This window comes from Arthrobacter sp. TWP1-1, from assembly GCF_049897845.1.
Classification (GTDB): domain Bacteria; phylum Actinomycetota; class Actinomycetes; order Actinomycetales; family Micrococcaceae; genus Specibacter.
Genome location: NZ_JAFCXC010000003.1, coordinates 471884 through 495414 on the forward strand (window position 1 = coordinate 471884; position 23531 = coordinate 495414).

Sequence of the window (23531 nt, forward strand, 5' to 3'; positions counted from 1 at the left end):
TGGTGGTGCGTCTCAGGCGAGCGTTACGCCGATAGCGTCGGTGGCCGTGCGGAATGCGCGGGCAGCCTCGCCGAATGCCTCCGGGCCGGAGAAGCCACCCAGTTCGTGCTGTGCGGCCAGGTGTGGCTCGAGGGATGCAAAGCCGGTGTAGCCGTCCTGGCTCAAGGCGGTCAGGGTTTCAACCAGCTGTCCGTCGCCACGGCCCGTCGGAACAACCTCGCCGCTGCCAGCAATGGCGTCCTTGACCTGCAGGTATTCGAAGTACGGGCGCAGCTTGGCGTAGGCGTCGGTGTAGGGCTTCACTCCAACCTGAACGAAGTTGGCGTTGTCCCAGGCCGCGCGCAGTGCCGGAGAGTTCACTGTTTCCAGAAGGTCCAAGACGCGTTCCGGGGTATCGCCATAGATGTCTTTTTCGTTCTCGTGGATCAGGACGACGCCGGCCTTCTCGGCTTCCGCCGCAAGCAGCGTCAGGCGCTCCATGACGGCGTCGCGAATGTCTTCGGGGCTTTTGTCCTCGGCCCGGAAGAAGGAGAACATGCGGATGTACTTGGTGTCCAGGGCCTTGGCGACCTCGATGATGCGGCGCAGGCGCTCTACCTCGTGGGCGGCTGGCAGGCTGGCATCGACCTTACCGATGGGGCTGGCCACGGCGGAAACCTTCATGCCCGCGCCGTCGAGGATGCTTTTCAATTCGGCAACTTGCTCATCCGTCAGCTCGACGACATTGACGCCCCAGGCGCTGCGCACCTCGATGTGCGATGCGCCCAGCGCCAGCAGCACTGCCGCCTGCACCTTGGGGTCGGGATCAATTTCGTCGCCGAAGCCGGAAAGTGTCCACGTGGGGGTTTGGGCGGTACTCATGGGGCCTCCAGATTATTGGTCGCATGCCGTGCTGCCATCCAGCAGTTCAGGACGCGGTGATTGATTTCACAATATTTTGCTTGAGGCCTAGCCTATCGTCGAAGCAACAACATGACAACCGATTGCCATTTCTGGCCAAGAACCGTATTCTTGCGATAAGGACAGTGCTGTCCGTCACATTTCTTTTCTTGGCAGCGCAGCTGCACCACAAACCACACCACAAGGACGTGCCCAATGAGTGCTCCCCCCAGCACCACTTCTGACGGCGGCTTAAGCGCCGCCCATGGGAAGCCTGCCACCATCCACGATGTCGCCGCGCTCTCCGGAGTCGCTGCTTCAACGGTTTCCCGCGCGCTGTCCACACCGGGCCGCGTCAACTTCCGCACCCGGGCCCGCATCGAGGCGGCCGCCGCCCAACTCAAGTACATTCCCAATGCGCAGGCCAAGGCGCTGAGCTCCGGGCGAACCAAGGCAGTCGCGGTGCTGGTCGCCGACATTACCAACCCGTTCTACTTCGACATCATCCGCGGGACCCAACTCCAGCTCAAGGCCGCCGGCTACACGCAGCTGCTCGTAGACACGGAGGAATCCGAAGAGGTGGAGGTCAACACCATCGAGCAATTGATGCAAACGGCCGACGGCGTCATCCTGACCGCTTCCCGTCTCACCGACGACGCGCTGGCCCTAGCAGCAGCCAAGATGCCACTGGTCACCATCAACCGCGATATCCCCGGCGTTCCCTCTGTGGTGCTGGATACCCCAACGGCAACGAATCAGGCACTGGACCACCTCATTTCATTGGGCCATTCACACATTGCCTATTTGGGCGGGCCAGCGTCATCGAGTTCCAACATTCGCCGCTGGGAAGCGTTGAGCGCGGCAGCCCTGGAACGTGGTGTGGAGGTTGTCAGGCTGGGCCCTTTTGCCCCGCGCACTTATTCGGGTGCCGCCGCAGCCGATGCGCTGGTCCATTCGGGGGCAACGGCCGGCATCGCATTTAATGACCTCATCGCGATCGGCATGCTCCAGCGTTTACAGGCCCGAGGTGTTCGTGTGCCCGAGGACATCAGCATTGTTGGCTGTGACGATATTTTCGGTGCCGATTTCTGCAGCCCGCCCCTAACAACTGTTACGGCACCCGTGGAACAGGCAGGCCGTGTTGCCGTCACCATGTTGCTGAGTCAAATCGACCCCGGCCTTGGCACGCTCCCCCGCCATCAAACCGTACTCCCCACGCACCTGACGATCCGTGGATCCACGGGACCCGCCCGCACCTGATGGGCGCAGGCGGGCAGCACGGGAGGAAACCGGCGGCATGACTACCAGCTCTGCGGCAGCGGGCGGCCTTCCTCATAACCGGCGGCGGACTGCACACCGACAATGGCGCGCTCCCTGAATTCGGCCAAGGACGAGGCTCCCGCATAAGTAAAGGAGCTGCGCAGCCCGGCGGTAATCATGTCCAACAGGTCCTCAACGCCAGGACGGGCGGGGTCAAGGAACATCTTTGAGGTCGAGATGCCCTCCTCAAACAGGCCCTTGCGTGCACGCTCAAAGGCGCCCTCGCGGGAGGTCCGGTTTTGCACGGCACGCGCCGAAGCCATGCCGAAGCTCTCCTTATAGAGTCGTCCCCCGGCATCGGAGAGCAGATCTCCAGGACTTTCATAGGTGCCGGCAAACCAAGAACCGATCATGACCTGGCTGGCGCCGGCGGCCAAGGCAAGGGCCACATCCCTCGGGTATCGCACGCCACCATCGGCCCAGACGTGGGCACCCAACTCGGCAGCCGCCGTCGAACATTCCAAGACGGCGGAAAACTGCGGCCGGCCAACCGCTGTCATCATGCGCGTGGTGCACATGGCACCGGGGCCAACGCCCACCTTGATGATGTCGGCGCCAGCCTCCACCAAATCCCTGACACCTGCGGCACTGACCACGTTGCCGGCAGCCACGGGAACGGAGGGGGAAAGTGAACGTACCGCCCGCAACGCCTCCATCATCTTTTCTTGGTGCCCGTGCGCGGTGTCCACCACCAAGGCATCAACTCCAAACTCGAGCAGGGCAGCCGTCTTCGCCGCCACATCCCCATTGATACCGACGGCCACGCCGAGGCGCAGCCGCCCCGCAGCATCAAGGGCAGGCTGGTAAATGGTGGACCGCAACGCTCCCGTGCGGGTCAGTACGCCCACCACTTCGCCGTTGCGAAGGACGGGTGCGTAATCGGTTCCGGCGGAATCAAGCACGGAGAAGGCCTCACGCAGGGCCTCGTCATTGCGGGCCTTGGCCGTGGCGAAGTCGAGGGAACCGGCGTCGGCCTGGGCGCGGATCGTATCAAAGGGCGCTGCGTCCAGGGTCAAGACATTGGAGCGCATCACGGAGGCAAGGGAGGAGAAGCGATCAACGCCTTCACAGTCAGATCCGCGCACGAGCCCCACAAAATTCTTACCATCAACGATCACGACGGCATTGTGGGGGCGTTTGCTCATGAGATGGACGGCGTCAATGACAATGTCATCGGCGCCCATCAGCAGAGGTGTCTCGTACAAGGAATCTCGCTGTTTGACCCATTCACTCACGCTCCGCAACACATCGAGCGGGATGTCCTGAGGCAGAATGGCCATTCCGCCGCGTCGGGCCACGGTCTCGGCCATCCGTTTGCCGGAGACCGCCGTCATATTCGCCACGACGAGAGGAATGGTTGTGCCCGTGGCATCGCCGCTGGAAAGATCAACGTCCAACCGTGAGGTCACGGTGGAATGCGACGGTATGAGGAACACGTCCGAGTACGTCAGGTCCGTGGTTGGCTGGTTCAGAAAACGCATGGCACTCCCTTTTTGAGCTTTGCCGCCGCGCTGGTGGCGTTCGTCTGAAGGTTCCAGGGGTCGCGGCCGGCCGTAGCAGGCCGCCGAGGGCCCGCACGCGTATGAGTCTAACCACGAATCTGCGCCGTTCGTCGCAAAAATCGTGCCTTTTCGCCCATTGCGTTGGGCGCGCCGCGTCTTAGATTGGCTTACTGACCACCATGCTTACTAGACTTGCTGCGGAAGGGGTTTGTTGGACCCTGATCAACCTTCGAAAAAGCTACGCAAGTTTGCGCCGACAGCATCCGCGAAGTAACTGGGTGCCGCCGGTCTATGCAACTTTGCAGAGCGGGCAATAAGAACTCATGGAAGAGGCGTAACACACGTGCCAGAGCAATCCATCCACCGTCTACCAGAAGAATTTGGCGGCAACGAGTGGCTCGTCGATGAACTGTACGAGCGCTACCAGAGCGACAAGAACGCGGTAGACGCAAAATGGTGGCCCCTCTTTGAAGGTTTCGCTGCCGAAGATGCAGCGGGCAATGGCCGCCACACCGCAAATAATTCATCCCCCATTACGGCACAGATCCCGGTTGTAGCTGCACCAGTCCCGACCGTAGCTGCACCAACCACCCCTGCCCCAAGCACGACGGCGCCCCCTGCCGCCGCTGTTCCGGCAGCTCCCGCCGCGGCACCCAAGGCCCCGGCAGCCCCCCGTCCCCCGGCACCGGCAAAGGATGCGGCTCGCACCGGCGCGACGCCCATCCCGGCCCAGTTGCCCAAGACCGCCAAGGACAAGTCCGTTCCGGAAGAGTCAGTGAAGACTGTTCTGCGTGGACCTGCCAAGGCAATCGCGGCCAATATGGTCTCCAGCCTGGAAGTACCGACCGCTACCAGCGTCCGTGCCATCCCGGCCAAGCTGCTCATTGACAACCGTGTTGTCATTAACTCAAACCTGGCCCGCGCCCGTGGTGGCAAGGTTTCCTTCACCCACTTGATCGGCTACGCCGTCATCAGGGCACTTGCAGCCTTCCCGTCGATGAACGTTTACTACGACGAGATCGACGGCAAGCCAGTTGCCGTCCAGCCGCCGCATGTGAACTTCGGTATCGCCATTGACATGCCCAAGCCTGATGGCACGCGCCTGCTCATGGTGCCGAACATCAAGCGTTCCGAGACCATGAACTTCGCCGAGTTCTGGCACACGTACGAGGACTTGATCAAGCGCGCTCGTGCGGGCAAGCTCACGGCCGACGATCACTCCGGCACGACGGTTTCGCTGACCAACCCAGGTGGCATTGGCACGGTGCACTCCGTTCCGCGTCTGTCCAAGGGCCAGGCCGCCATCATCGGCGTCGGCTCGCTGGATTACCCGGCCGAGTACCAGGGCGCAAGCCCCAAGATCATCGCCCACAACGCGATCTCCAAGATTCTGACGTTGACCTCCACCTATGACCACCGCGTCATCCAGGGTGCTGGTTCTGGTGAATTCTTGAAGAAGGTCCACCAGCTGTTGCTTGGTGCTGAGAACTTCTACGATGAGATCTTTGAATCCCTGCGCATCCCGTACGAGCCCGTTCGTTGGAGCCTGGATCTTCAGGTTGATCCGGCTGATGAGATCAACAAGGTTGCCCGCATCCAGCAAATGATCCACTCCTACCGCGTGCGCGGCCACCTCATGGCCGACACCGATCCGCTGGAATTCGTCCAGCGCAAGCACCCTGACCTGGACGTACTCACCTACGGCCTGACCTTGTGGGACTTGGACCGCGAATGGCCCACCGGCGGCTTCGGCGGCAAGTCCAAGCTGCTGCTGCGCGACATCCTCGGCGTGCTGCGTGATGCTTACTGCCGCACCACCGGTGTGGAATACATGCACATCCAGGAACCGGAACAGCGTGAATGGTTCCAGAACGAGCTGGAGCACCCCTACTCCAAGCCGAGCCGCGAAGAGCAGCTGCGCATCGTGTCCAAGCTGAACTCCGCAGAAGCGTTTGAGACGTTCCTGCAGACCAAGTTCGTTGGCCAGAAGCGTTTCTCCTTGGAAGGCGGCGAGTCCCTGATTCCGCTGCTTGACTCCATCATTTCTGACGCAGCCGATGACGGCCTCGACGAAGTAGCCATCGGTATGGCCCACCGTGGCCGCCTGAACGTGCTCACCAACATTGCCGGTAAGACCTACGCACAGGTCTTCCGCGAATTTGAGGGCACCCAGGATTCACGCAGCGTTCAGGGTTCCGGCGACGTCAAGTACCACCTCGGCACCGAAGGAACCTTCACCTCCGACGCCGGCAACGAGACCAAGGTTTACCTCGCCGCCAACCCGTCCCACCTTGAAGCCGTTGACGGCGTCCTTGAGGGCATTGTCCGGGCCAAGCAGGACCGCCTGGATCAGGGCGAGAACTTCCCCGTTCTGCCCATCATGGTCCACGGCGACGCCGCCTTCGCCGGCCAGGGTGTTGTCGCAGAAACCCTGAACCTGTCCCAGTTGCGTGGTTACCGCACTGGTGGAACCATCCACGTTGTTGTCAACAACCAGGTTGGCTTCACCACGGCTCCTTCCTCATCACGCTCATCGGTGTACTCCACCGATGTTGCCAAGATGATCCAGGCTCCCGTGTTCCACGTGAACGGTGACGATCCCGAGGCCGTTGTCCGTACGGCCCAGCTGGCCTACCAGTTCCAGCAGCGCTTCCGCAAGGACGTTGTCATCGACATGGTCTGCTACCGCCGCCGCGGACACAACGAGGGTGACGATCCCTCGATGACCCAGCCACTGATGTACAACCTCATCGAGGCCAAGCGCTCAGTGCGCCGTCTCTACACCGAGGCTCTCATTGGCCGTGGTGACATCACTGAAGAGGAAGCCACGCAGTTGTTGCGTGACTACCAGGAACGCCTGGAACGCGTCTTCGCCGAAACACATGCGGCGCAGACGTCCCCGATCCCGATCATCACGAAGGATTCGCAGGCAGTTTCCGGTCTTGAGCGCCCCATCGCGCAGCAGGCCGATTCCGGCGTCAACGATCCTCAGGTCACCGCCATCAGCGCGGCTACCCTGGCCAAGATCGGTGCAGCCCACCTTGCCGTTCCCGAAGGTTTCACGGTCCACCACAAGCTTCAGCCGTTGCTGGAAAAGCGTGAGGCCATGTCTCGCGAAGGCGGCATTGACTGGGGCTTTGGCGAGCTCAGCGCCTTTGGCTCGCTGTTGATGGAAGGTGTCCCCGTTCGTGTGGCCGGTCAGGACTCACGCCGCGGTACGTTCGTGCAGCGCCACGCAGTCTTCCACGACCGCACCAATGGCAACGTTTGGACCCCGCTGACTGAACTGAGCGAGGATCAGGCCAAGCTGTGGATCTATGATTCCCTGCTGAGCGAATACGCAGCCATGGCCTTCGAATACGGCTACTCCGTTGAGCGCCCCGATGCCTTGGTTGTCTGGGAAGCCCAGTTTGGTGACTTCGTCAACGGCGCACAGACCGTCATTGACGAGTTCGTTTCCTCCGCCGAGCAGAAGTGGGGCCAGCACTCATCGCTGGTTCTGATGCTGCCGCACGGTTACGAAGGTCAGGGCCCGGACCACTCATCTGCCCGGATCGAGCGCTTCATGCAAATGTGCGCCGAAGAGAACATGATTGTTGCCAACCCGACCACACCGGCGTCGCACTTCCACCTGCTTCGCCGCCAGGCCTACAGCCGCCCGCGCAAGCCGTTGATCATCTTCACACCGAAGCAGCTGCTGCGCCTTAAGGCTGCAGCGTCGCCGGTTGAGGACTTCACGCAGGGCGGCTTCCGCCCCATCATCGGTGAGCACGCAGCGGTTGATAACAACGCCGTCGACCGCGTCCTGCTGGTCTCCGGCCGCCTGTACTACGATCTGCTCGCAGCCCGTGACAAGGCCAATGACACCAAGGCCGTCATCATCCGCGTGGAGCAGCTGTACCCGCTCCCGCTGAAGGAGATCAAGGCTGAACTGGCCAAGTACCCGAACGCTGAGGTTGTTTGGGCACAGGATGAGCCCGCAAACCAGGGCCCGTGGCCGTTCATGGGTCTGAACCTTGCCCCTGAACTGGATCAGAAGCTTGGCCGTGTTTCCCGCCCCGCCTCTGCCGCTACGGCAACGGGTTCGGCAAAGAACCACGCAGTCGAACTGGCTATGCTGATCAAGCAGGCTTTCCAACGTAACTAATGCAATGCTGATGCCCGGTCTGCACTATCAGGCCGGGCATCTTCTATTTGCATTCAAATTTTGAACTAAGAAGAGGGTGCCGTGGAGAAGCGGGAACTGCGAATAGTAGCTGTGGGCGACGAATTGGTGGCCGGTGTGGGCGATCCCCGCGCTCTTGGCTGGCTGGGCCGTGTACTGGCGCGGACTCCTGCGGATCAGGTGTCGGTGGAATCGTTTGTTTTGGCGTCCCCGAAGGAGGGTACCGAGACGCTGGCTGGCCGCTGGTTACACGAGGCAGGCCGCCGCTTTGATGATTTCCATGAGAACCGGCTTGTCATTGGCTTGTCCGGTCGAGACATTGAATATGGTTTGTCCACGGCGCGGAGCCGGTTGAACCTTGCCAATATCCTTGATGGTGCAACTCAGCTGAATATTCCCGTCTTTGTGGTTGGCCCTCCCCCCTCGCTGGATCCGGCGCTGAACCGCAAGCTGGCGGAGCTCAACACGGCATTCGCCGACGTCACCACACGTCGCAAGCACCACTACGTGGACACCTTTACGCCGCTGCAGAATCACGAACAGTGGCGCAACGACGTCGCAGCCAATGCCGGCTCCCCCGGGCAAGCCGGTTACGGCCTCATGGCCTGGCTGGTTCTGCACCGCGGCTGGTACCAGTGGTTGGAAATTCCCGAAGTCTCATGATGTTGCAAGGGCCGAAACTGACAGGACGGCTCTGGACGAAGTGTCGCTGGACACTCTGTGCACCGTACCGAATCAGGCCGCTACTGCAATCAAGCAAACTTTGAGGCAATAGTTGCCCCCTCTCAGTTAGGTGCGCATGTGCCACCTATGCGAAACTAGATGAGGATCGTTTTTGGAGATCTCTTTTTTGATGATTGGAGGCAGCTATGTCGAAGCGTTCACGCAAGCGTCGGGATCGTAAGAAGGGCGGCGCTAACCACGGTAAGCGTCCCAACTCTTAATTCTTGTCGCAATAAGCATCAGCCCGTTTCGCCACCTGGCGGGACGGGCTTTTGTGTACTCACTATCGCCGTCAAAATATCGCCGTCAAAACGAAAGCCGAACATGCTTGCCCTCGTCCTGCTCACCATGGTGCCGTTTATTTGGTTTGGCATGATCGTTGCCATTTCCTTCATTGAAACGCCGCTGAAATTCCGGGCTCCCGGCATGACCCACGCACTGGGAGTGGGCATTGGCCGGCTCGTCTTCAAGGCCTTGAATCTCGTTGAGGCGGCTCTGGCTGTTGTCATGGTTGGAGCATGGACCCAGCGGCAGGACCTTGTGGGAGTGACCGCCGGCGTCTTGACGTTCCTGTGCATTCTGGCGCTACTGCTGCAGATGGTGGTGCTGCGTCCAGCCATGGCCAAACGCACCAAGGCACTCGCAGCCACAGCGCTCCAAGAACCCGGTTCTGCACCCGTCAAGGGTAAGACCGGAACGCTCACGCACTTGGCCTACATCGGCTCAGAAGCCTTCAAGGTTGTGGCCCTGCCCATTATGGGCATCCAGATACTTCTCGCCGTGGCGGCCTAAGCCATGGCCGGCCAGGAGCGTCCCGAGGCGAGTCAACAACGCAAGTCCGGAAGAACGGCGTCGGACATTAATAGCTACCAGCCAGTCACACAGCCGAACGTGGCCGTACCGCAACAGGACCAACGCCGGGATCTCGAGAACCGCGAGGACGTCTTGTTGCTCGTGGAGACGTTTTACACCAGGGCCTTTGCGGACGATCTGATTGGGCCCATCTTCACCGAAGTGGTGCACATGGACCTTGCCGCGCATATGCCCATCATGGCCGATTTTTGGCAGACGGTGCTATTCAAGGCCGGGCTCTACAAACGCAATGCCCTGGCCGTCCACTTTGAAATCCATGCCAAGGAGCCCTTGACGCTGGCGCATTTCAACCGCTGGTTACAGCTCTGGACCCTGACGGTCGACAGCCTCTTCCATGGGGAAAAGGCGGAGCTCGCCAAGGTCCAGGCACATCAGATCGGTGGATCCATGCATCGCCGCGTCACGGGCAAATCAGCGAGTGCGTACGACACGATTTCGCTGCGCCCGGACGCGGGCACCGCAGAGCAAAGCTAAACGGCGGCCGGACGGCCTTCATGCAGTCGCGAAAGGATGGCGGCCTTGAGCGTATCCGGAGCCGCTTCCTTGCAGGAACGCTTCACGACGGAGCGAATCACGCACTCGAGATCGTACTCGCTGGCGCAGTCGGTGCAGCCGTCAAGGTGTTCCTTGATTTCGCCTAGGTCCTCGCGGGACAGGGCACCGTCAAGGTATTCGTAAATTCGCCCGATGCGTTGATCATCGCAATCGCCCAGGCTCTGGCAGTCGCCCATGGTCATTTCTCCGTTTCAGTCATGTGGTTGGCTTCTTTGATGTATCCGCGATCCACGGCGTAGTCAGCCAACATGTCACGCAATAGTTTTCGACCCCGGTGCAACCGTGACATCACGGTCCCAATGGGGGTGTTCATAATTTCTGATATTTCCTTGTACGCAAAACCCTCGACGTCGGCGAAGTAAACCGCCAGCCGGAATTCCTCCGGGATGGCCTGCAACGCGCTCTTCACATCCGAGTCAGGTAGGTGGTCCAAGGCATCCGCCTCGGCCGACCGCAACCCACTCGAGGTATGCGATTCCGCCCTAGCCAGCTGCCAATCCTCAATGGAATCGGCGTTGGACTGCAGGGGCTCTCGCTGACGTTTGCGGTACAGATTGATGTACGTGTTCGTCAGGATCCGGTACAGCCACGCTTTCAGGTTTGTCCCAGGCTTGTACTGGTGGAATGCCGAAAAGGCCTTGGTGTAGGCCTCCTGAACGAGGTCTTCGGCATCGCTGGGATTGCGGGCCATGCGCATGGCCGCTGAATACAGTTGGTCCACGTACACCATGGCATCGCGTTCGAAGCGCACACGCCTTGCCTCGGCGGACTCGTTGGCAACGTCAACATCTGCCACATCGGTGACAGCTGCAACTTCAGGCACGGTATCTGCTGAGGTGGCAGTTTGCTCAGGCTCGGAAATGTTCATCACTGTTGAGTCTATGCTCAGACTCAGCTTCAGGGGTGCTGCTGGGGGTGCCGCGTGACTTAGTGTCTGCATTGCCGCCTTCCTTCGCCTTAGTGCTTCAGGCTTCGCCTCAGTGATGTTGACATCGCAACGGGTGTTGCGCGCCGGGCCCTTCCAAGAGCCACCGCTATCCTTCTCAACTGTGTTGCACCCCCGGATATTCCGCGAACTCCGCGTGACCCCGGCAGACGTGGGAGACTTGTACACAGCATGAGCCTCCCGCGAGGCGGCCCCGGCCGTGTTTTGGGAGGCTGACCGCACCACTAAGGAGGCTTCCTTGTCCATTGTTCGCGCACTCGCCCGCCCCATGCTGGCGTCCTCGTTCATTTTCGCCGGTGTTGACCGCCTGCGCCACGCCGATGCAACCGCAGCGCAGTTGGCGCCGGTCTTGCGTCCGCTCAGCGCGGCCCTGCCCGTGAACGCCAGTGAGAAAACCCTTGCTCGCGTACTTGCCGGCGCGCAGTTGGGCGCTGGCTTGATGCTGGCCGCCGGAAAGTTTTCCCGGCCCGCCGCCGTCGTACTAGCGCTGACGGCCGGACTGTCCACGGTGGTGGAATACCGCAGCGCGGACACCACCACCAAGGAATCCCGGGCGCATCGCCGCAATCAGTTGACGAAGAACATTGGCCTTATTGGTGGCGCGCTGCTGGCCAGCGTTGACACCGCAGGGCGCCCCGGCTTGGCTTGGCGCACCGAAAAACTGATCGCCAGCGGCAAAAAAACGGCCGCGATTCAGCTGAAGAACGCGGACAAGTCGGTCCGCTCGCTTGCCCACGACGTGACAGGACAGTAATACCCCATGACCACCGCCCTTTGGCCCGCACCATTTTCGGCAACACCCTTGGATGCCACCGTCACCATTCCGGCCTCCAAATCGCTGACCAATAGGTATCTGGTACTCGCGGCACTTGCCGACGGCGAATCACGCCTACGCGCGCCGCTGCAATCCCGCGACTCTGATCTGATGATCGGCGCGCTGCGGGCCATGGGCGCCACCATCACCGAGGTCGCCGGCGGCGGAGACGTCCCGGACCTCGTGGTCACACCGATCCCGGCCGGATTCTCCGCGCCCGAGGATGGAACCATCACGGTTGATTGCGGTCTGGCCGGGACGGTCATGCGCTTTGTCCCGCCGTTGGCTGCTCTGGTTTCCGGAGCCGTAAGGTTCGACGGCGATCCCGGAGCTTTGGTGCGCCCCATGGCTCCCATCGTGGCTGGGCTGGAAGGGCTTGGCGTGCGGGTCGAGGACGGTGAGGACGGGTTCTTGCCGTTCACGGTACATGGCACCGGTGCCGTTGCTGGCGGTCATGTAAAGATCGACGCCGGGAGTTCCTCACAGTTCATCTCGGCACTTCTGCTCGTAGCTTCCCGCTTCACGGATGGTTTGCATCTGGAGCACACGGGCGAATCCGTGCCCAGCGTTGACCACATTTCCATGACGGTGGAAATCCTGCGTTCCGTCGGTGTGGTGGTCGATGACTCCACTCCCAAGCATTGGCTTGTGCAGCCGGGACCCGTCGCGGCCTTTGATGTTTTGCTTGAGCAGGACCTCTCCAATGCTGGCCCGTTCCTTGCCGCCGCGCTAGCTACCCGCGGTACGGTTCGCATCCCCAACTGGCCCATTAACACTACGCAGGTTGGCGATAAGTGGCGTGAAATTCTGCCGCAATTTGGTGCAACCGTCACCTTGGAGGACGGCACCTTGACCGTGACCGGCGGTGCCGAGATTCTCGGTGTCGATCTCTCAGACACCTCCGAGCTTGCACCGTCCGCTGCTGCCATCTGCGCCCTGGCCTCAACGCCGTCGCGGCTGAGGGGCATCGCCCACCTGCGCGGCCATGAGACTGACCGCCTAGCCGCCCTTGTCGCGGAGATCAACGCCTTGGGCGGTGACGCCGAGGAAACTGAGGACGGACTCATCATCAATCCCGCTCCGCTGCGCGGCGGCGTCTTCCACAGCTACCATGACCACCGCATGGCCACGGCAGGCGCCATCATCGGCCTGGCCGTGCCCGGCGTCGAGGTTGAAAACATCGCCACGACGTCCAAGACCATGCCTAACTTCCCCGCCATGTGGGCAGCCATGGTTTCTCAAACGGCCGGGGCATAAGACTATGGCACAGGATTACAGCAACTGGGACGAATCAAATGTCCGCGTCAGGGCCAACAAGAAGGGCAGCCGGCCGCGCACCAAGGACCGGCCCGCCTACGAGGAAGCCGTCATTGGCCGCATTGTCACTGTTGACCGCGGGCGCTACACAGCCATCGTCGATGAGAATGAGCCCACCGAACGCACACTGATCGCCGCCAGGGCCAGGGAACTGCGGCGCAATCCTGTCGTGGCCGGTGACTTTGTGGCCCTGGTGGGCGATATCACAGGCAAGCCGGACACCCTGGCACGGTTGGTGCGGATCGAGGAACGCCGGACGCTTCTGCGTCGCAGCGCCGATGACACCGATCCCATTGAGCGGGCGGTGGTGGCCAATGCCGATCAGCTGGTCATCGTGGTGGCCGCCGCCAACCCCGAGCCCCGCACCGGCTTCATCGACAGGGCTCTTGTGGCTGCTTACGACGCCGGCATTGCGCCGTTGCTGTTGATCACCAAGACAGACATCAAGGATCCAGCGGAGTTGCTGGCCAACTACGAGCACCTGGACATGACGGTCATCATCAGCCGGACGGCCGCCGACGGCGCATCCGGCATTGACGCCCGCAGCGACGACGGCGATTCCGCCGTCCTAGCCGGTGGCGCCGTGGAGCAGCTGCACGGCTACCTCAACGGCAAGGTCAGCGTCCTGGTTGGTCACTCCGGCGTGGGAAAGTCCACCATGGTGAACGCCCTGACGGGTTCCCAGCGGGCCACCGGCGGCGTCAACGCCGTCACGGGCCGCGGGCGCCACACTTCCTCATCCGCGCTGGCCCTGCGCATCGAAGACGGAAAGCCCGGATCCTGGATCATCGATACTCCCGGCATCCGTTCCTTCGGCCTGGCCCACGTGAACCCGGACAGGATCCTGCAGGCCTTCCCCGATCTGCAGCCTGGCACCGACGATTGCGAACGCGGCTGCAAGCATGACACTGCCGCCGTCAATTGCGGACTGGACCCGTATGTGGCCGATGGTCACGCAGGCCCATCGGGCCCGGCCCGCCTCGCCTCGCTGCGCCGCCTCTTTGGCACCAGCGATCGGACCGAAGGCCGTGCTGCGGAAAAGGAACTCGGCATCATCGACTAGTCCCCACCGGCGCCCTAACCTCGTTCCTCGGCCAGGGAACCCTGCCGGCGTGGGCCCAACCAGAATCGTCGCCGGAAAAATGCCGGTCCGGCTGCTCCGCCGCGTCAGCTCGCAGTATTGTCCCAAATACCGATACGGTGAAAGTATGACGACCGCTCCCCAGACGTATAACGACGACCTCCGCCTGGCCCACGTGCTGGCTGACAGCGTGGATTCCCTGACCATGTCCCGTTTCAAGGCACTGGACCTGACGGTTGAGACCAAGCCTGACCTGACGCCTGTCACGGATGCAGACAAAGCCGCCGAGGAGTCCATCCGCAGCCAGCTGGCCCGGGTCCGCCCGCGCGATGCCGTGCTGGGCGAGGAGTTTGGCAGTAGTGGACACGGCGCTCGTCGTTGGATCATCGACCCGATCGATGGCACGAAGAACTTTGTGCGCGGGGTACCTGTCTGGGCCACGCTGATCGCCTTGGTCGACGAGGGGCGCCCCGTAGTTGGTCTTGTCAGCGCTCCCGCTTTGGGCAAGCGCTGGTGGGCTGCCGAGGGCACAGGTGCCTACATGGGCAAGTCGCTAGCTGCAGCCACCCGCATTCGCGTCTCCAACGTGGGCGAACTCAAGGACGCCTCCCTGTCCTACTCCTCCCTGACCGGGTGGAAGGAACGCGGCAACCGTGACGAGTTCATCTCCCTCACAGACGATGTCTGGCGTACCCGCGCGTACGGCGACTTCTGGTCCTACTGCATGGTCGCCGAGGGCGCCGTGGACATCGCCTGCGAGCCCGAGCTCAACCTCTACGACATGGCCGCACTCGTCCCCATCATCACCGAGGCTGGTGGCCGCTTCACCTCCCTCGAGGGCGCCGACGGCCCCTTCGGCGGTAACGCCCTGGCCACCAATTCCATCCTCCACACCGAGGTTCTCCGACGTCTGAATCCCAAGTGGGACGACCTTCTCGCCTAAGCGCAAGAGATAGCACGAGTGAGTTAAGAACGACGGCGGCCTCCCGCCGTCGTTCTTTTTTGCCCGTCTTCCGCCGGGCTCACCTTGGCGCGACAACATGACGTAACAAATGCGAGTCGTGCAAACTTGGGCTAATCTTTTGGGCATAGGTCACGAGTGCCAGCGCTAAACCCCGGTTTGCTGGCCGGCAACCCTCCTTTCGCGGCGGGGTGCCCCGGGTGACGACCTGGCCAGGCCGGAACGGTCATGGCAAGCGCGGACTTCTGGGCACCCCAAAGGTCCAAGGTTTCAAAGGAATTACTCATGAGCCATGCCCTGTTGGAAAAACCATCCCTTGCCGATTCACCCCTCCTGGCCGTTGTTGGCCAGGACCTTGCCGCCCCGCTGATCCAGGGCGGGCACGTGCGGTATGCCAACCTGGATTATGCTGCGTCCGCCCCCGCCGTCGAGGAGGTTGCCGCCCACCTGAACGAGGTCCTGCCGTTCTACGCAAGTGTGCACCGCGGCGCCGGATTCGCTTCCCAGGTCAGCACCTCGGTGTACGAGAACGCGCGCACCATCGTCGCTGATTTTGTCGGTGCCCGCGCGGACGACACTGTCATCTTCACGCGCAACACCACCGATTCCTTGAACCTCCTCGCGGGCTGCGTGGAGAGCATCTTGAAGTCTCGTGGATACGCCGAGGGTCGCTCCAACGTCCACGGCGAGGTGCTCTATCTGGACATTGAGCACCATGCAAACCTGCTTCCCTGGCAGGGATTGCCACATCGCTCCGTGATTGCTGCGTCCTCTATCGAGTCGACGCTGGCCCGGGTCGAGACCCAATTGCGTGCGGGCAACGTCCTGCTGCTGGCCGTCACGGGCGCTTCCAATGTCACTGGTGAAGTCCTGCCCGTTGCGGAACTGGCCACCCTGGCGCACCGCTACGGCGCCCGGATCGTGGTGGATGCAGCTCAGCTGGCCCCGCACCGGAGGATCGACCTGACGGCCACAGGCATTGACTATGTGGCATTTTCCGGCCACAAGTTGTACGCACCCTTCGGCGCTGGCGTTCTGGTGGGCCGTTCGGACTGGCTTGATTCCGGTGCACCTCACCTGGCCGGCGGTGGCGCCGTGAAGGAGGTGCGGCTCGAATCGACCAGCTGGACGGACGGCCCTGCCCGCCACGAGGGCGGCTCCCCCAACGTGCTTGGCGCCGCAACCCTGGCGAAGGCAGCCTCCATCTTGACCGCCTTGGACGCTGACGACTGGCACAACCATGAGCAGCTGCTCCGCCAACACCTCATCAACGGTTTTGAAAAGATCGAAGGCGTCACGGTCCACACCTTGTTCACGGACGCAGACACCCACCCGGAATGCGGGAGCATCGGGGTCGTGAATTTCTCGGTCACCGGCTACGACTCGGGGCTTGTGGCCGCTTATCTTTCGGCCGAACACGGCGTAGGCGTGCGCGACGGCAAGTTCTGCGCCCACCCCCTTTTGAACCGTTTGGGCCTCCCGTCCGGATCGCTGCGGGCCAGCTTTGGTGTTGGCTCCCGGCTGGAGGATGCGCAGCGCCTGATCGACGGCGTTGCGGCTCTCCTGCGTGACGGGCTGGGTTGGGATTACGTGGTCGACGCCGGCCGCTGGGTTCCAGCGAACGATGACCGTGTGTATCCCGCGTGGGCACCCAACACCCCGGGCACGGCAGGCGCCGCTCCCTGCAACACCTAACCCCTTCCGACGCCGCATCACTTTCCGGCCTGTTTTACCCGACGCCGCATCACCTTTCGGGAGGAGTGGGCCCGGCTCCGGGGTAAAGTTGAACGGCACAAACCACACAACTTTTCAGGAGCGTAGATGGCAGGCACCGGCGGACCGGTCTTTGACGCGGAACGGCGCAAGCACATGGCCGCGGCATTCCTGGAAGGCGGCGATCACTACCACAAGGTCCGTCCAAGCTACCCGGATGAGTCCCTGAGCTGGCTGATCGAAAAGGCGAACGGTCCCATCCACGACGCACTCGACGTGGGCGCCGGCACCGGCAAATACACGCAGTTGCTGGCCGAGCACGATTGGAGCTTGACGGCGGTCGACCCATCGGCCGATATGCTGGCCCAGCTGGCAGCCGAACTCCCCCATGTCACAACCATTGTCGGGACAGCGGAGCACCTGGAGCTCCCCGATGCGAGCACTGATCTAGTGGTCGTGGCCCAAGCCTGGCATTGGTGCGATCCGCTGGCCGCGAGTACGGAAATCGCTCGGGTACTCCGAAGCAAAGGCACCCTGGGCCTGATCTGGAACCAGCTCGACGTCGGCATCCCTTGGGTTCACCGATTGGCCCGGATCATGCACGCCGGCGACGTCCACAAACCTGATTTTCGCCCCGCCGTTGGCCCGGAGTTCTCACTGGCCGAGCCCCTTGACACACCGTGGAACCAGGCCATGACGCCCGAGGACATCATGGAGCTGACAAAGTCCCGCAGCTACTACCTCAAAGCCACAGAAAAGGTCCGTGAGAAAGTCATGAGCAATCTGCGCTGGTACCTATTTGAGCACCTGGGCCACACGCCCGGCGAAATACTCGAGCTGCCCTACGTGGCCCAAACCTGGCGGGCCGCCACGTTGTAAGCACGCGGGGCGGGGCTAACGGGTAGGCTTGAGAGCGTGAAACATTCTGCAAATTCCTCCAGCATCGAAGACTACGTCAAGGTCATTTATGCCTACACGGAGTGGCAGGACAAACCCATAACCTCCAGCGCGCTGGCAACCAGGTTGGGTGTCGCGAACTCCTCGGTCTCGGAGATGGTTCGCAAGCTCAAGGACCAGGGCCTGGTTGATCACGAGCCCTACAGCCCCATCCACCTGACCGCAAGGGGCTTGACGCTGGCCTTGTCCATGGTTCGCCGGCACAGGATGCTGGAAACCTACCTGGTGCGCGAGCTCGGCTACAGCTGGGACGAGGTCCATGATGAGGCCGAACAGCTCGAACATGCCGTCTCAGACCACTTCATTGAGCGCATGAGCGCAAAGCTCGGCCATCCGACACGCGATCCCCACGGCGATCCTATCCCGGACGCGCAGGGCGTGATCACCATGGTCCCTTCGCACCGACTCGACGAACTCGACCCCGCACACACCGGACGCATTAGCCGCATCAGCGACCACGACCCCGAACTTTTGCGCCATCTCGAGTCCATCGGCATTGGGGTGGACACCCGCCTCACCGTGCTGGGCCAGCCGCGCTTTGGCGCCGGTCTCCAAGTCTCCCTGACTGATGCCAAGATCGACGCCGGACCCTTGACCTTGAGCGATGAAGTTGCCGCCTCGCTGTGGCTGGCATCGGAGGGGTCCCACTCGGGTTGTTCCGTCCAGGAGCTTACCGGTGGTTCGCTGATGAACCCCTACACGGCGGCTCCCTAGTACCGATCCTGCGCCAGCCGGGCGGCTACTCGTCCTGCTACTCGTCGAGGAAACGTGATGCCGCGAAGTTGGCCACAGCCAGCACCATCATGATGATGCCGAGCACTGTTGAGCCAACGGCGAATAGTGCCACGGCCGCAACAATAAAAAGTCCCAGAGCCAGCCAGCGAACCAGCTCCGTACCCAGCCGCCTCTCGCTGCGCGGCGCCATGAATGCACCCCAGAAGACCACGACGACCGCGGGTACGCCCAAGCCCAAGATCAGGTTCCAGGGACTTTCCTGTTTGAAGCCCCAAAACAGGAACGAGGCAACCATGGCCACTTCAAGAGCAAAACCCAGGACCTTGTTTACACCGTCCGCCACGGGCTTGATAGCTTCGAGATCAACACCGGTGGCCTTGACCCGTGTGGCAATGCGATTCTTCAAAGATCCTCCTGCGTCCCTAGTCATGCGTTTCCCTACTCATTCTCGGCCATTTCTGCGCGTTCCCGCCGCAGGATGTAGCGCTGAACTTTGCCGCTGGGAGTCTTGGGCAGCTCCGGTACGAAGTGGATTCGCCGAGGGTAGGCATGAGCGGCAAAGCGGGTCTTGACCAATTGCTGAAGCTCTACGACGAGGGCGTCTGAGGCCAGCTCGAGATCACGCAGCACGACGAATGCTTCAAGAACTTCCCCGCGAATCTCATCGGGCGTGCCAATGACGGCCGCCTCCACCACGCTTGGGTGCGTGACAAGGACCGATTCCACATCGAACGGCCCGATCCGGTAGCCGGCCATGATGATGACGTCATCATCCCTGGAGGAGAAGTAGATGAAACCATCCTTGTCACGGCGGCCTGTGTCACCGGTGATGTACCACTGACCGTCGTCGCTGTATCGCTCAGCGGACTTTTCAGGGGCATCCACATAGGCCGTGAACCACATGAAGGGACTTCCCGGCACGTTCACCGCCACCCGGCCGGCCTCGTCGTCAGGGGCCGGCACATCGGCGTTGTCGGCCAGCACGTCAACACTCCATCCGGGCAGTCGCACACCCATGGAGCCAGGTCGCAAGGGAGCTTGGAATTCGTCGGCCCACGCATTTCCCGCAACCATGCCTAGCTCGGTCTGACCGTAGTGGTCACGGACCTCCAACCCGAAAGCTTCCCTGCCCCAGACGATGACATCAGGCGTCAACGGTTCGCCGGCACTCGATGCCCTGCGAAGCATGTGACGGTTCTCGGGAGTGGAGCCTGCCCGCAGAGAGCGGTAAACGGTGGGTGCCGCAGCGAAGTTGGTGACCCGGAATTTTTCCAACACGTCCCAGGTCAGTTCCGGGCTGAACCCTGCCGACAGGAGAAGTGAGCGGTGACCGGTAGCCAGGGGTGCCAACAGGGCAAAGTACAGGCCGTAAGCCCACCCTGGATCGGCCACATTCCAGAACACATCATCGTCCCGGACGTCCAGACCGAAGGTTTGGTAGCCAACAAAGGATGCAACGGCGCCCAGCGTAATGGGGACACCCTTGGGAGTTCCGGTGGTACCGGAGGTGAAAAGTTGCACGAGTACGCCGTCGCCGCCAACCGCAACGGGTCCGACGTCGTGCGTGTGAATGTCTGTGAACGCACCCGTCCCGGCGACCATCTCGGCCAGCGAAAGGTCGTACCCAAAGGCGTCGCCGCGGGCAACAATCACTGGACGCGAGGCGTCCGTGGGGACCTCGCCAGGTGGTAACAGCTTGCGCCGCTGATCCGCGTCGCAGATCACCAGACGTGCACCGCTGGCCTGCAGGCGGAATTCGATGGCGTCGTGAGCGAACGCCGTGAAGAGTGGCACATCGACGGCGCCCAATCTCCAGATGCCAAGAAGTGCGATCACCAGCTCGGCGGATTTGGCCATCAACGTGGCCACATGGTCCCCGCGCCGGACACCCACCGAGGCCAAGGAAGCGGCGAACTGCAAAGATTTCTCCCGCAGCTCGCCGTAACTGATGTCTACGGAGCTCAAATCGGCCGAAACTACGGTAAGCGCGATGTCTCCGGCCGGGTGCCTGTCGCATAAGAGCTGGGCAGCATTGGCGTCGGGCACCGCAAAGGTGTCCAAAAGCTCCTGCACACTTACCGACATGGTCCGCTCCCTCGCGTTGGAACTACAGCACTAAAACTGCCAAGGCGCCACCAATTGTGGCGGCGTCAAACGCAGTCTAGCCTTCGCAGTCCTTGCAGTAGAACAAGCCGTTCTTCTCGCGCGCAACCTGGCTGCGGTGGCGAACCAAGAAGCAGGAAGAACAGGTGAATTCGTCTTCCTGGGCCGGGATGACCTGGATGATGAGCTCTTCGTTGGAGAGGTCAGCACCCGGAAGGTCGGTACCTTCGGCCGTGTCTGAATCTTCGACGTCAATGTGCGCCGTCTGAGCACCTCCACGCTGAACCTGAAGCGCCTGGAGCGATTCTGTCTCGTGGTCTTCGTCCTTGTTGCGGGGTGCGTCGTAATCCGTTGCCATGCGGTTTTCATACTCCTGAAGTGCTCGTGGTAGTGGCTGGGTCTTTCAGCGCCTTATCATAGCCCCTGAAAGCCGGATTCGTGCCCTTAGTACCCCGTTGTTTTCCCACAGCATAGGGGATGACTTTGAAATTCGTTGTATTCTTGCGAAATTTCTTCAAGATTTCTTTATTGCGACGCTCAAAAGTGTCGATTCTCACGGCCGATCGGGCACCTTTTTTGTGGATTCCAGGCGCCCTTCAAGCCAATACCCGACGCCGGGAATCGCCACCGAGCATCCTTCGCCTTATCCTTAAGGGAACATGGCAAACAACTCTTCCTCAAACGCGTCGCTCAATCGCCGGCAAGTGGCTCAGGCCCTTAATATTCCGCCCGAGATGGCCGTCCGCAACGGTATCCCCTCACGCATGAAGGCGGCAGACGTCGCCGCGATGGATGCCAACCCCCCGGCCTGGCTGGCACAGTCCCGGGCCAACGCCACTGGCAAGCGACCCGTCTGGGTTGAGCTTCGCTGCTACTTGTGCGATTTCCTTGAGGTGGCCCGGCCCAAGAAATGGTGGCCGGATTTCACCTATGTCATCTGCGATTTTCATGACAATGACGAGCTTCCAACTCCCCCTGCCGGTTGGCGCCGTAGCGAGTACGACGGCGTAGGTGGCCGTTTTCGAGGAATCGTTGATTCCCTGGATCCCTAAGCCACCGCTACGTTCGTCCCTGGACAAGCGATCGTCCGGCCTTAGTCTCGCTGTTCAAGAGCGGGTAGGCTACTAGCCGTGACAGTCCCGTCGAAATTATTTCAGCAGTGGCTGAACGCCGTGGGCGGCGACATCAGCCACGCAGCCTTGTGTCGCGCAACAGGAATCAAGCGTTCGACCTTGGCCCAGCAGCTCGTTCGTGGCCGGGTTTCACTGGCCACAATTGCTGCCGTTAGCCGATCCCTTGATTTGCCGGTGGTTCAGTCCCTAGCCACTTTTCCTGCCTTCGAAGACCTACCGGCCGGGATCAAAGCCCCCAGTTCTGCGGAATTGTTAAGTCAGATTTCCGATGCCGATCTACTGACCGAGATTCTTAACCGAAACCTCGCCGCGGATAATGACTCCCCGCGCATCCCGGTTGTACTCGCGCCTGCACCGCACCGATCCTCTGTGAGAGCCTGGCTGGATGCCGTGGATACTGCGGACCTGCGGCAAAAGGTGGCACGACAAGCGTCCATCGCACCTCAAAACCTTTCGGCACAGATTTCCGCCAACCGATTGACTGCTGAACTTGCCATTGTAAGTGCCCGCATTGCCGGCGTCGGATTGACCAACGGCCTTGTTTCGACAGGTTTTCTGACTCCCGCTGAAGCGGGCTGGGAACCTGAAGCAAGGGAGGCAGCTTTGTTGGCAACTCCAAATAGCGTATTGGCATCTTTGGCTGCACAGCGTCTGGAGTCCGTGAGCCGCATCTTGCGACGGGCAGAAGATGATTCAAATTCCGCACTGAGCGTTTGGGAGAACTTGGGATGACCGCCATTTTGCAATGGACGTCATTGTTCGTATGTATCGGGTGTTCGGTGTGGCGCTTCCCGGCCCTGCTCAAGGGACGCAACCGGAGCTTGTTCTGGTCGTTTGTGGCCGCTTCACTGTGCGTTGCCCTGAGCATCCCCGGCATCTACCTGCCCGTGGATGCCTTACTGGGTGGCAATAATTTTGCGAATGTCATACTTCGGCTAAGTCTATTTACGGTCTTCTTCCTCATCTCCGCCAAGATCGCTGCCGCCTACGAATCCGCGACGGCCGTCAGGCTAGTTCGTGGCCCTATTGGCATTGCTGTACTCGTTGTCTGCTCGGCGGGTATTTGGATTACCTACTTGCTCTCAGATTTGCGCGGATCCAGCACAGGCCTGGCAGGCTTTTTTGAACAGCCATCCGTTGGGCTCTACATGCGTTTTGGATTTGTCTACATTGCCTATGTTGCTGCTTGCCTGATTGCTCCCACAGCAAGGGCCGCCTTGTCACAGCGGCCAGCTTTGGACCGGATCGCAGCTTCTTTCATGTGTCTTGGCTTCGTGTTGGTTTGCCTCACAATTCCTGTTCAGTTTTCACCTTTCCACGACTCGAGCCTCATGAAGATCTTTTCTTTTAGTGCCATCTTGTGTGTAGCTGCGGGGCTTGTAATGGTTTGGTTGTCGTTCATTCGCCGCCCAGCAGGTGGACACATACGCGCCTAGCCCGCACGTTTCAGGAAATAGCTTCTACGGATATACACTTTTCCATTAGTATCTGGCACAATAATGAATGTGTGAACAACGTTTGCCAATGGCGGCATACGAAACTTTGGGGGTGAGTGGTGGCCCGGTTATTAAACCGGCCCACCACTCAGTAGTTTAAGCAGCCTCCGCTGCCTGACCCTGAACTTCAATGAGACTTGCAGGTGGCTCACAGACTGGCCAGGAAGGCCCCCATGCCCCTCACGGCTTCCCTTCGGCGGTAGGGTTCCCTGAACGTACTGTGGGGCTGCTGGGGACGCTTTGAATCTCAACGGCGGC

At 61.2% G+C, this 23531-nt stretch carries 23 protein-coding genes and 1 riboswitch; of the genes, 16 read left to right on the forward strand and 7 right to left on the reverse strand.

From position 1 onward, the window contains the following. Positions 1-12 precede the first annotated feature (12 nt). Entirely contained in the window at positions 13-861 is an 849-nt protein-coding gene (locus ACP7B9_RS08570; protein WP_425862500.1) for a sugar phosphate isomerase/epimerase family protein, read from the reverse strand. A gap of 234 nt (positions 862-1095) precedes the next feature. Here ACP7B9_RS08570 and ACP7B9_RS08575 point away from each other — a divergent pair, with 234 nt between their 5' ends. Continuing rightward, positions 1096-2139, forward strand: a complete 1044-nt coding sequence (locus ACP7B9_RS08575) for a LacI family DNA-binding transcriptional regulator (RefSeq protein WP_425862502.1) — start codon at positions 1096-1098, stop codon at positions 2137-2139. A gap of 41 nt (positions 2140-2180) precedes the next feature. Here the strand turns inward: ACP7B9_RS08575 and ACP7B9_RS08580 are convergent, their stop codons facing one another. Next, positions 2181-3680, reverse strand: a complete 1500-nt coding sequence (locus ACP7B9_RS08580; protein WP_425862503.1) for a GuaB1 family IMP dehydrogenase-related protein — start codon at positions 3678-3680, stop codon at positions 2181-2183. A gap of 364 nt (positions 3681-4044) precedes the next feature. Between ACP7B9_RS08580 and ACP7B9_RS08585 the strand changes: the two genes are divergently transcribed. From ACP7B9_RS08585 to ACP7B9_RS08605, 5 genes are all read left to right on the forward strand, one after another. Further along, positions 4045-7848, forward strand: a complete 3804-nt coding sequence (locus tag ACP7B9_RS08585) for a multifunctional oxoglutarate decarboxylase/oxoglutarate dehydrogenase thiamine pyrophosphate-binding subunit/dihydrolipoyllysine-residue succinyltransferase subunit (RefSeq protein ID WP_425862505.1) — start codon at positions 4045-4047, stop codon at positions 7846-7848. Positions 7849-7929: 81 nt separating this feature from the next. Further along, on the forward strand, positions 7930-8529 hold the full coding sequence (locus ACP7B9_RS08590; protein ID WP_425862507.1) for a GDSL-type esterase/lipase family protein: 600 nt from the start codon (positions 7930-7932) through the stop codon (positions 8527-8529). Positions 8530-8735: 206 nt separating this feature from the next. Beyond that, complete coding sequence (locus ACP7B9_RS08595) at positions 8736-8810, forward strand: 50S ribosomal protein bL37 (protein ID WP_370800376.1); 75 nt, start codon at positions 8736-8738, stop codon at positions 8808-8810. A 103-nt stretch (positions 8811-8913) separates the two neighbouring features. Then, positions 8914-9381: a hypothetical protein gene (locus ACP7B9_RS08600; RefSeq protein ID WP_425862509.1), complete on the forward strand. Its 468-nt coding sequence runs from the start codon at positions 8914-8916 to the stop codon at positions 9379-9381. 99 nt (positions 9382-9480) lie between these two features. Further along, positions 9481-9936, forward strand: a complete 456-nt coding sequence (locus ACP7B9_RS08605) for a group III truncated hemoglobin (protein WP_425862511.1) — start codon at positions 9481-9483, stop codon at positions 9934-9936. Here ACP7B9_RS08605 and rsrA read toward each other — a convergent pair. Further along, positions 9933-10193, reverse strand: a complete 261-nt coding sequence (gene rsrA, locus ACP7B9_RS08610) for a mycothiol system anti-sigma-R factor (protein ID WP_425862513.1) — start codon at positions 10191-10193, stop codon at positions 9933-9935. The genes ACP7B9_RS08605 and rsrA overlap by 4 nt on opposite strands. A 2-nt stretch (positions 10194-10195) precedes the next feature. Beyond that, complete coding sequence (locus ACP7B9_RS08615) at positions 10196-10885, reverse strand: sigma-70 family RNA polymerase sigma factor (protein ID WP_425862514.1); 690 nt, start codon at positions 10883-10885, stop codon at positions 10196-10198. Between the two features lie 316 nt (positions 10886-11201). On the opposite strand from ACP7B9_RS08615, the gene ACP7B9_RS08620 reads away from it, so the two are divergent. From ACP7B9_RS08620 to ACP7B9_RS08650, 7 genes are all read left to right on the forward strand, one after another. Next, positions 11202-11717 carry a DoxX family protein gene (locus ACP7B9_RS08620; protein ID WP_425862516.1) on the forward strand — a complete coding sequence of 172 codons (516 nt, stop codon included), beginning with the start codon at positions 11202-11204 and terminating at the stop codon, positions 11715-11717. 6 nt (positions 11718-11723) lie between these two features. Beyond that, the gene (gene aroA / locus ACP7B9_RS08625; RefSeq protein WP_425862518.1) at positions 11724-13034 is read left to right on the forward strand and encodes a 3-phosphoshikimate 1-carboxyvinyltransferase; all 1311 of its coding nucleotides are present in this window, start codon (positions 11724-11726) and stop codon (positions 13032-13034) included. Positions 13035-13038: 4 nt separating this feature from the next. Beyond that, a complete protein-coding gene (rsgA, locus tag ACP7B9_RS08630; protein WP_425862519.1) occupies positions 13039-14157 on the forward strand; it encodes a ribosome small subunit-dependent GTPase A in 1119 nt (372 codons plus the stop codon). 145 nt (positions 14158-14302) lie between these two features. After that, on the forward strand, positions 14303-15118 hold the full coding sequence (hisN, locus tag ACP7B9_RS08635; protein ID WP_425862520.1) for a histidinol-phosphatase: 816 nt from the start codon (positions 14303-14305) through the stop codon (positions 15116-15118). Positions 15119-15266: 148 nt separating this feature from the next. Further along, positions 15267-15380, forward strand: a riboswitch (SAM riboswitch). Between the two features lie 41 nt (positions 15381-15421). Next, positions 15422-16831: an aminotransferase class V-fold PLP-dependent enzyme gene (locus ACP7B9_RS08640; protein WP_425862521.1), complete on the forward strand. Its 1410-nt coding sequence runs from the start codon at positions 15422-15424 to the stop codon at positions 16829-16831. A 126-nt stretch (positions 16832-16957) separates the two neighbouring features. Beyond that, positions 16958-17728 carry a class I SAM-dependent methyltransferase gene (locus ACP7B9_RS08645; protein WP_425862522.1) on the forward strand — a complete coding sequence of 257 codons (771 nt, stop codon included), beginning with the start codon at positions 16958-16960 and terminating at the stop codon, positions 17726-17728. Between the two features lie 36 nt (positions 17729-17764). Then, on the forward strand, positions 17765-18520 hold the full coding sequence (locus tag ACP7B9_RS08650; protein ID WP_425862524.1) for a metal-dependent transcriptional regulator: 756 nt from the start codon (positions 17765-17767) through the stop codon (positions 18518-18520). A gap of 37 nt (positions 18521-18557) precedes the next feature. Here the strand turns inward: ACP7B9_RS08650 and ACP7B9_RS08655 are convergent, their stop codons facing one another. The 3 genes from ACP7B9_RS08655 to ACP7B9_RS08665 all read right to left on the reverse strand — a co-directional run bounded on the left by ACP7B9_RS08655 (position 18558) and on the right by ACP7B9_RS08665 (position 21002). Beyond that, a complete protein-coding gene (locus ACP7B9_RS08655; protein WP_425862525.1) occupies positions 18558-18947 on the reverse strand; it encodes a YrdB family protein in 390 nt (129 codons plus the stop codon). Positions 18948-18979: 32 nt separating this feature from the next. Further along, on the reverse strand, positions 18980-20626 hold the full coding sequence (locus ACP7B9_RS08660) for an AMP-binding protein (protein ID WP_425862527.1): 1647 nt from the start codon (positions 20624-20626) through the stop codon (positions 18980-18982). A gap of 76 nt (positions 20627-20702) precedes the next feature. Beyond that, the gene (locus ACP7B9_RS08665) at positions 20703-21002 is read right to left on the reverse strand and encodes a DUF4193 domain-containing protein (protein WP_425862529.1); all 300 of its coding nucleotides are present in this window, start codon (positions 21000-21002) and stop codon (positions 20703-20705) included. 301 nt (positions 21003-21303) lie between these two features. Here ACP7B9_RS08665 and ACP7B9_RS08670 point away from each other — a divergent pair, with 301 nt between their 5' ends. The 3 genes from ACP7B9_RS08670 (at position 21304) to ACP7B9_RS08680 (ending at position 23213) form a co-directional block, all read left to right on the forward strand. Then, complete coding sequence (locus ACP7B9_RS08670; RefSeq protein WP_425862531.1) at positions 21304-21696, forward strand: hypothetical protein; 393 nt, start codon at positions 21304-21306, stop codon at positions 21694-21696. Positions 21697-21774: 78 nt separating this feature from the next. Further along, a complete protein-coding gene (locus ACP7B9_RS08675; RefSeq protein ID WP_425862532.1) occupies positions 21775-22509 on the forward strand; it encodes a hypothetical protein in 735 nt (244 codons plus the stop codon). Continuing rightward, positions 22506-23213 carry a hypothetical protein gene (locus ACP7B9_RS08680; RefSeq protein ID WP_425862534.1) on the forward strand — a complete coding sequence of 236 codons (708 nt, stop codon included), beginning with the start codon at positions 22506-22508 and terminating at the stop codon, positions 23211-23213. Before ACP7B9_RS08675 ends, ACP7B9_RS08680 begins: the two co-directional genes overlap by 4 nt. The last annotated feature ends 318 nt before the right edge of the window (positions 23214-23531 follow it).

Bases quoted from the DNA above. Each gene is read 5' to 3' on its own strand.
- ACP7B9_RS08570 (WP_425862500.1), bottom strand. From the start codon at position 861: ATGAGTACCGCCCAAACCCCCACGTGGACACTTTCCGGCTTCGGCGAC.
- ACP7B9_RS08575 (WP_425862502.1), top strand. From the start codon at position 1,096: ATGAGTGCTCCCCCCAGCACCACTTCTGACGGCGGCTTAAGCGCCGCC.
- ACP7B9_RS08580 (WP_425862503.1), bottom strand. From the start codon at position 3,680: ATGCGTTTTCTGAACCAGCCAACCACGGACCTGACGTACTCGGACGTG.
- ACP7B9_RS08600 (WP_425862509.1), top strand. From the start codon at position 8,914: ATGCTTGCCCTCGTCCTGCTCACCATGGTGCCGTTTATTTGGTTTGGC.
- rsrA (WP_425862513.1), bottom strand. From the start codon at position 10,193: ATGGGCGACTGCCAGAGCCTGGGCGATTGCGATGATCAACGCATCGGG.
- ACP7B9_RS08615 (WP_425862514.1), bottom strand. From the start codon at position 10,885: ATGAACATTTCCGAGCCTGAGCAAACTGCCACCTCAGCAGATACCGTG.
- aroA (WP_425862518.1), top strand. From the start codon at position 11,724: ATGACCACCGCCCTTTGGCCCGCACCATTTTCGGCAACACCCTTGGAT.
- rsgA (WP_425862519.1), top strand. From the start codon at position 13,039: ATGGCACAGGATTACAGCAACTGGGACGAATCAAATGTCCGCGTCAGG.
- hisN (WP_425862520.1), top strand. From the start codon at position 14,303: ATGACGACCGCTCCCCAGACGTATAACGACGACCTCCGCCTGGCCCAC.
- ACP7B9_RS08640 (WP_425862521.1), top strand. From the start codon at position 15,422: ATGAGCCATGCCCTGTTGGAAAAACCATCCCTTGCCGATTCACCCCTC.
- ACP7B9_RS08645 (WP_425862522.1), top strand. From the start codon at position 16,958: ATGGCAGGCACCGGCGGACCGGTCTTTGACGCGGAACGGCGCAAGCAC.
- ACP7B9_RS08660 (WP_425862527.1), bottom strand. From the start codon at position 20,626: ATGTCGGTAAGTGTGCAGGAGCTTTTGGACACCTTTGCGGTGCCCGAC.
- ACP7B9_RS08665 (WP_425862529.1), bottom strand. From the start codon at position 21,002: ATGGCAACGGATTACGACGCACCCCGCAACAAGGACGAAGACCACGAG.
- ACP7B9_RS08670 (WP_425862531.1), top strand. From the start codon at position 21,304: ATGGCAAACAACTCTTCCTCAAACGCGTCGCTCAATCGCCGGCAAGTG.
- ACP7B9_RS08680 (WP_425862534.1), top strand. From the start codon at position 22,506: ATGACCGCCATTTTGCAATGGACGTCATTGTTCGTATGTATCGGGTGT.